General features: G+C 60.2%; 6 protein-coding genes and 1 pseudogene. 5 read left to right on the top strand and 2 right to left on the bottom strand.

Features of this window, described 5'->3' with window-relative positions; translation table 11 throughout:
• On the top strand, positions 1-150 hold a 150-nt coding region (locus tag BM190_RS39300; protein ID WP_244550915.1), incomplete at its 5' end, for a LuxR C-terminal-related transcriptional regulator.
• Positions 151-315: 165 nt separating this feature from the next.
• Here BM190_RS39300 and BM190_RS40915 read toward each other — a convergent pair.
• A complete protein-coding gene (locus BM190_RS40915) occupies positions 316-618 on the bottom strand; it encodes a hypothetical protein (RefSeq protein ID WP_177237556.1) in 303 nt (100 codons plus the stop codon).
• On the opposite strand from BM190_RS40915, the pseudogene BM190_RS39290 reads away from it, so the two are divergent.
• A pseudogene (locus BM190_RS39290) lies at positions 511-1,467 on the top strand (IS5 family transposase); the annotation flags it as partial. The gene BM190_RS40915 and the pseudogene BM190_RS39290 sit on opposite strands and share 108 nt — an antisense overlap.
• A gap of 122 nt (positions 1,468-1,589) precedes the next feature.
• Here BM190_RS39290 and BM190_RS39285 read toward each other — a convergent pair.
• A complete protein-coding gene (locus BM190_RS39285) occupies positions 1,590-3,839 on the bottom strand; it encodes a T3SS effector XopP-like protein (protein WP_092263399.1) in 2,250 nt (749 codons plus the stop codon).
• Positions 3,840-5,104: 1,265 nt separating this feature from the next.
• Here BM190_RS39285 and BM190_RS39275 point away from each other — a divergent pair.
• The 3 genes from BM190_RS39275 (at position 5,105) to tnpC (ending at position 7,454) form a co-directional block, all read left to right on the top strand.
• Positions 5,105-5,446 (top strand): transposase, encoded by a 342-nt coding sequence (locus BM190_RS39275; RefSeq protein ID WP_244550873.1) that lies wholly within the window; start codon positions 5,105-5,107, stop codon positions 5,444-5,446.
• Between the two features lie 11 nt (positions 5,447-5,457).
• The gene (gene tnpB, locus BM190_RS39270; protein WP_244550872.1) at positions 5,458-5,787 is read left to right on the top strand and encodes an IS66 family insertion sequence element accessory protein TnpB; all 330 of its coding nucleotides are present in this window, start codon (positions 5,458-5,460) and stop codon (positions 5,785-5,787) included.
• 74 nt (positions 5,788-5,861) lie between these two features.
• On the top strand, positions 5,862-7,454 hold the full coding sequence (gene tnpC, locus BM190_RS39265; RefSeq protein WP_092262360.1) for an IS66 family transposase: 1,593 nt from the start codon (positions 5,862-5,864) through the stop codon (positions 7,452-7,454).
• Positions 7,455-7,475: the final 21 nt, after the last annotated feature.

The following is a 7,475-nucleotide window of genomic DNA, read 5'->3' as shown; positions in this document are numbered from 1 at the left end:
GCCGCCGAGCTTGGGCTCGCCGAGATTACGGTCAAGATCTACCGGGGACACGTAATGAAGAAGATGCGTGCACGGTCGCTGGCCGACTTGATCAGAATGACTGAGACGTTGGGAATTGGCGCAAATCGTCCTGAACAAACACAAGTATGATTTTACAATTTCATCAGTCGAGCCGATCTTTAGCCGAAGGTGGCTAATGCTTGCAGCCGCTATTCCCGCTTCAGGAGGGCTCGTCTTGTCCACGCCTTTGATTTTCGTCGTTGACGACAACGCCTCAGTCTGTGCGGCGACAGAGAATTTTTTGAAATCGCGTGGCTACATCGCCCAAATATTTGCCTCGGCCAAACACAGAGGAGCCCGGAGCAGGCTAGAACGCTTTGAGAAGCAGTAGGGTTGATTGCGATTGCTGGGGTTTGGAATAACCGGCTTGGTTGCGCGCTCATCGAGTTCTTCACGCAATTCGGCGCTATAGGCTTTGTCAGCGAGCATCCATTTCGGCCGCTTGACCCTGCGCACGAGACCGGCACGTTGCGCAGCCAGGACCTCAAGCGGGTCACGGTAGATACCACAGTGCAGTCGAAGGCCATCACCATTCCGACCGATGCCGAGCTCCTGCATGCGGCCATCAAGGGCCTCAATCACCTGGCGAGAAGGCACGGGGTCAGGTCTGCCAATCCTATGCTCGCGCGGCCAAGGCCGCCGCGATGATGGCTTCCCGCTACGCTCGCGCCAAACAGTTCAGGCGGCATCAGGGACAGTTGCGTACCCTGTGTAGCAGGCTCGGCCCAATCATTCGCGACATCCGCCGCAAGCTCGAGGGCCGGCCGGCACTGGAGGAGCCCTTCGCCCTTCAACTCGGCTGGGCCGCGCACATTCGTTCGCAGCAGCAGCGCCAGCGCGGCTGGAAGCTTTATTCCTTCCATGCTCCGGAGGTGGAGTGCATCGGCAAAGTCAAGGCCGCCGTGCCCTACGAGTTCGACGTGAAGGCCTCCGTCGTCACCAACAATCGCCGCGCTCCCGGCGGACTGTTCGTGCAGCACGCGAGCGAAATGCCCGACAATCCGTATGATGGCACACCCTGCGGGACGTCATCGAGCGCACCGAGACGCTCACCGGCTGTCCGATCGAGCGGGCCTATGTCGACAAGGGGTACCGCGGCCACGATGCGCAGAATCCCCGTCGCGTCTTCAGCTCCGGCCAGAAGCGCAGGGTCTTCGGTGTCATCAAGCGCGAGCTGCGCCGTCGCTCTGCCATCGAGCCCATCATCGGGCACATAAAGGCCGAAGGCCACCTCGGGCGCGGCTACCTCTAAGGCTGCGCCGGCGACGCCGCCAATGTCGTCCTCTCAGCCGTCGGCCACAACTTCCAGCCGCATCCTCGCCCGGCCCAGAGAACCCTTGGGCGTCTTCCGCGAGTTGCTAATGGCGAACGGTCGCCTCTCCAACACAGCTCAATCCGGCTTCTTAACTCAGGAGTTGGAGCTTGGAGGCCAAAGTGCGGTTCATTCGGCCACTGGGTCCGGATGCGAAAGACCAATGCCGTACCACAAGCGGCACTCTATCGAGTCGCTTAACTAGTCTCGTATCGAGTCACCTGCGTGCCCCGCGCCCCGTTCCGGCCAAAGGATACCCTGGATAGCCGGTAAAAGCGGAACCTAACAAGGACTTGCAGAACGCAGGCGTGAGCTTGCCGCGGTGGATCACGACGTCTTCGTGACCCGTTGCAGCTCGAGCGTTCTGCCAGAGGCGATTGTAGCCGCGCTGTTCGTTGGATTTCACGTGGCAAGCGGCGAATTCGGCGTCAATCAATGTCGTTAACTGCCACGCATAGACCGGCCGCTTCGTATGGATGTGCACCCACATCGGATTCACCGCACCATTGCGCAGTGGCGTAGGCTGCAGCTTGAGCTCGAACAGCGTTCCGGGCTCACCCTTCAGCGCGCGCGGTGACTCCAAGGGAGCCAACTCCTCGGCCGCCTGCAACCGTTCGAGGTACTTCTGCGAGGGAAACGCATAGGTCTTCATGCAATCGATCTCGATCGAAGCCTTTTGCGCCGTCGCAGTACGTGCCTGCCCCTTAACCTCCGACAACATCGCCTTGAGGCGAACTATTTTTTTTTGCACTTCGGGCACTTGGATAGGCGTGAGTAGGCCACGTCGGCGAGGTTCGTCCAGCGCGGTTACACAGGCCTCAATCTCCGCGGATTGGCCCTGCAGCCGCTCAACCACGGTGTCCACGACGTGCTCGGCATCTTCGGGCTTCATGTGGCGCGCTCGCGAAACGGCTCTTTGCTCACTGCGCAGATCGAATTGCAAGAGTTCGTCTAATCGCGCGAGCAGGCGCGTCAGTGTCTCCTTCGATGGCGGGGCTTGCCATATTGCCAAGTGTTCCCTCGCGGAGGATGACATCCTCGTATGCGCCTCCTCCGGGCTCGCGAGTTTCTTCGTGCCCAGATCCGAGAGCACAATAACCTTGGTGGTTGGCGTCGTAACGGCGTCGGGCCTAGCGAGCTGCGGCTCGGGCTGCCCGGCTGCCGAACTCCCCGCACCTCCGGCCTGCCTGCGCTTGCCCTTCCCTTTCCTTCGCGCTGGACTGCCTTCGGCCGCCGGGTCGTTGCCGGCAGCGTCGGCCGGTAACGCAAGGCCAGCCTCCGTTGGCGGTGCAATGATGGCTGGTGTCTTCGGCTGCACTGCTAGCAGGCGCATGACCTCATGGGCCGTGACCCACGCTTCTTCCACGATCTGATCCAACAGATCCAACGGAAGCTCGGGACTTGCTCCCTTATTCCTTAGCTCGGCAACCATGTTGGGCAGCGCCGACGCAAATTCCGATAGCCGCTCCATGACCCCTTCCAGAACGGCGCAGTGCTCTGCGTCGAGGGCTTGTCCTTTGCTGTTCAGAACAGCGTCGCCCGTTGAGAGGAATGCCGGAACAACATCGCCCATGAAGATTCCGAGTAGACGTGCCCGACCGTTCTCACCCAAGAGGATTTGCCTGACGGCCGGGTCGAGCGTGCTCGCGTGCGACTCAATCATGACCCGCGCGAGAAGGACTTGCGATTGCAGATGCACGCACCTCGTATTCAGTGCCCAGCCGGTATGCAGCCGTAGTGTCGCCTGTTCGGCCTGTCGCATTTCGGCCGTTGCGCTTGGCAAGCTGGCAGTGGCTGCGCAGACGGACTGCATCCGTTCAGAGCGCAATGCCTTCTTTTCCCACCATTCCGTGCAGGCCAGATAGTGTTTCGCCACACCGGAAGCCGCTCGAATCAGCTGGTCGGGCGGAGCATTGGATTGGCGCATCCGCTCGAGTATCTTTCCCGCATTCTCCCTACTCTTCTCCAAGGCGTAGATGGTCGGTGCGGCCAGCGCGTTGCATTCGTTCCCCGCATCCAGAGTCCGGTCACGAATTCGGCAAGCCTGCTCTTCGGACAGAATGCTGCGCGCCACATCTGGAGACAGGCTCGCGTAATAGTCCAGAACTGCTGCGCCAGCTTTGACAACCTGATCGATCAGCTCTTGCGCCTCAGACGAGCTCTGAGCGCCCATGGCAGCACTGTGGCAAGCATCAAGTTCCTCAAGCAGGCCGTCCATATTTTGTTTCGCTGCGTTGATCCCCTCACCGCTTGAGGAAATGGGGACTGCCACACCCGAACCTGAGGGCAGGCTCGCGAGCGTCGCCATGCTATCTTCAGAGCGCATCCGCTCCACGACGGAGTTGAAAACTCGGTCGCCTTCCGCAGGGACACACTTTGGCTCCGAGTGCGCACTGCTCGATACCGACGTGGTGTCGGCTCCCGCAGCCCAAACGTGCGGTTCGCCAGGTCGGCCAATGCCCGTCATGTTCCATCTCCCATACGGTCAACAATGCGCAGCGTCCCTGGATAGGCCACCTGGCTGACGGTTGGCTGACGAAGGATGCTCTCCGAATGCACCACCCCGCCGTCCTAGTTCAATTTCATGGAAGCTGTTGTGGTGCTGAGGCAGCAATAGGGGATGACCCATAAGGTGCGGGATAGTCGATTGTAGCGCCGGTCCGCATTCCGCTGCCTCGCCGTGACCAGTATGGAAATGTGCGCTGCCAGAAATAGCCTTGCCAAAGTCATTCCCGAATACCGAAAGCCGTCGAGCATGGCGAACCGCAGGGTCGATTGTCAGGTTTTCGGCAGCAGCAAAGCTCTTATTAACCGGGAGGAGATGCTATTGTTCGACCAAAGAGTTTCGGATCCAACTATGCGTAGATCTGGCTCGATGTGGAACGTCTGTCAACTCGACCTCTTCTTCTCGCGTTCGAGTGAGCAGAACTTACGCTGCGCAAGTCCTTTTCAGTATAGGACCTCGCCGAGGATGCTGCCCAGTTAAGCGCACTTAGAATACGCTCATAAAAATAGCGCAGTGAGCGTGCCAAGCCCACCGAGCGCCAATCCGATATCGGCGAACTACCGTTAGCCCGTCTCGAAACAGCAGAAAGCGTGAGAATCGGTTCCACCACCAAGATTGCTCCGACCGATATCGCGACGATTATGCAGATATTTCGAGACGCATGTATCCCAGTGCATGTCCGAAGACGAGAAGGATACCGCCGAAGGGTATCAGCAGAAACATCGGCAAGAGCGTTGTCAGGTCCCCGCCGGCCTTTCCAAACTGCTTTGAGGCAATCAACCCTGCGATTATCGAAAGCGCTACTAAGAAATGGCGTCCACCGCTCAATCTTCAATGCTGAACTCAGCGCCTGACGTATCGAAAGCGCTGTCAAGGTGGTTTCCAATAATGGACAGCATCTCCTGGCTGCCTTGGACGGCGTGAGCGTCGATCTACAGGATGCATGCACATGATCCGAGGCTAGCGGCATGGGCCTGAACACGACCTCGGTCCGGATCAAGGTGACCTCTCAAGGATGTGAAACCGGAGGTGACGCGGCGGCTCTTCAATATCGTTCAGGAAATCGGCGCGAAGACGATCCATTATTTCTATGACTTCGGTGACAGCGTAAGCGGCAAAGAGATCCCATCTGGCGGAGTGGTGAGCGATCGGCTATCGGCTGCGGAGTCTGTGAGCCGATGTGAGCTTCTATGTCTGCACCTAGTTCTGAAACTAGAACCTTCCATATGATCGAAGCGGTCGCCGAGCGACTTGAGGGGGCCCCGCGACAACTTCGCCGACGCTGGTCGGATGAGTTCAAGGCACAAGTCGTGGCAGAGGCGCTGGAGCCCGGCGCGAGTGTGTCGGGGATCGCCCATCGCATCGGCATTCACCCGTCGCAGCTCTTCGCCTGGCGTCGCGATGCTCGGGCCGAACGAACTTACCCCTCGCGGCCTTCGAGTCGCGAAGCCGCGGTGGCGTGCATGTCAGTGATCGAGATTTACATTGGCGAGGTGGTCGTGCGCGCCGGCGGGGATATCGACGAGGCCCACTTACAGCGGGTGATCCGGGCGGTCCGATCGGCATGATTCCCTCTGGTGTGAAGGTGTTCCTCGCCAGCCATCCGGTCGACTTCCGCAAGGGCATCGATGGCCTTGTTGCGCTTGTGCGCGATGCCGGCTCAGATCCGTTCGACGGGGCGCTTTATGTGTTCCGGGCCAAAAGAGCCGACAGAATCAAGATCGTATGGTGGGATGGCTCCGGCGTGTGCCTCTATTTGAAACGGCTTGAAAAGGCGAAGTTCTGCTGGCCGCGGATCGGGCATCATCGGGTGCAGCTCACCTCCGCGCAGTTGATGGCACTGGTGGATGGGATGGATTGGAAGCGGGTCCGGGCTGTGCCGGTCAGGCCGCCGGAGATTGTTGGGTAAAAGCGCTGCGGCGAAGTGAATCAACCGCCTGAAAGGACGAGAGAACCGGAGCAAAATGTGCTCTGGTCGCGTCAATGACGCCGCCCGATCTTGACCTCCCAAATGACGTAGAGATGCTGAAGGCCATGGTGCTTGCCATGGCCGAGAAGGCGGCCCGTGTCGATGCTCTGGAGAGCGAGGTCGACGATCTCAAGGCCCGCAACGCCGATGCCGACGCGCGCATCGCGCGGCTGACGCAGATCCTGAAGGCCTTTGACCGCGCCCGGTTCGGCCGACGATCGGAGAAGCTCGGCTCTGCGAGCATCGATGACGAACAGCAGGCCTTTGCCTTCGAGGAGATCGAGACCGGCATTGCTGCGATCAGGGCACAGGTCAACAGGGGCCGCGAGCGTGCGGATGGCAAACGCGCACCTCGTCGGCGCAAGGGCTTTGCGTCCCATCTGGAACGGATCGAGATTGTCATTGAGCCGGAAGCGTTGGCTGAGCATGCCGGCAAGCAGAAGGTGCTGATCGGCGAGGACGTGTCAGAGCGTCTGGATGTAGAGCCCGCCAAGTTCCGCGTCATCGTCACGCGCCGTCCCAAGTATGCCTTCAAGAACGAGGACGGCGTGATCCAGGCGCCGGCCCCAGCCCACATCATCGAGGGTGGCATTCCGACCGAAGCCCTTCTGGCCCAGATCGCCGTCTCCAAGTACGCCGATGGCCAGCCGCTCTACCGGCAGGAAGCCATCTACGCGCGCGACCAAGTCGAACTTGACCGCCAGCTGATGGCGCAATGGATGGGCAAGCTCGGCTTCGAGCTTGAGATCGTGGCCGACTACATCTTCAGCGAGGTCAAGAAGGCGGATCGGATCTTTGCCGACGAAACCACCTTGCCGACCCTCGCTCCCGGCTCCGGATCGACGAAGACGGCCTACTTATGGGCCTATGCCCGAGATGACCGAACCTTTGGCCGCAGCGTTCCGCCGATGGTGGCGTATCGCTTCGAAGATAGCCGCGCCGGCGAATGCGCGGCCCGGCATCTCAATGGTTATCGCGGCATCCTGCAGGTTGATGGATACGCCGCCTATAACAAGTTGGCGCGACCCGATCGCGGCAATGATGGCATCACGTTGGCCGGCTGCTGGTCACACAGCAGGCGCAAGTTCTACGAGCTGCATGTTGCAGGAAGCTCGAAAGTGGCAACGACGACGGTCGAACGGATGGCAAAGCTCTGGCAAGTCGAGAAGACCGTGCGTGGCCAAAGCCCCGACGCACGCGTTGCCGCGCGCCAACAAGCCTCCGCAGCGGTCGTCGCAGATCTCTTCGATCTCTGGCAGCAAACCTTGCGGCGGATCTCCGGCAAATCAAAACTGGCCGAGGCAATCCGCTACGCCGTCTCGCGCCGCCCCCTCTTCGAACGCTTCCTCACCGACGGCCGCATTGAGCTCGACTCCAACATCGTCGAGCGCGCCATCAGACCACAGACAATTACAAGAAAGAATAGCCTCTTCGCGGGCAGCGACGGCGGCGGACGAACCTGGGCGACCATCGCAACACTGCTGCAGACGGCGAAAATGAACAACGTCGATCCGTTCGCCTGGCTCAGCCTAACGCTGCAGCGTATCGCCAACGGCTGGCCGAGCAGCGAAATCGACGCGCTTATGCCATGGAACCACGCCGCCTGACGGCCGCAGCTTGCCGCTTAC

Source organism: Bradyrhizobium sp. Rc3b, assembly GCF_900114915.1.
GTDB lineage: Bacteria > Pseudomonadota > Alphaproteobacteria > Rhizobiales > Xanthobacteraceae > Bradyrhizobium.
The sequence above is the reverse complement of the archived record's forward strand: the minus strand, read 5'-3'. Positions and strand labels throughout refer to the sequence as shown.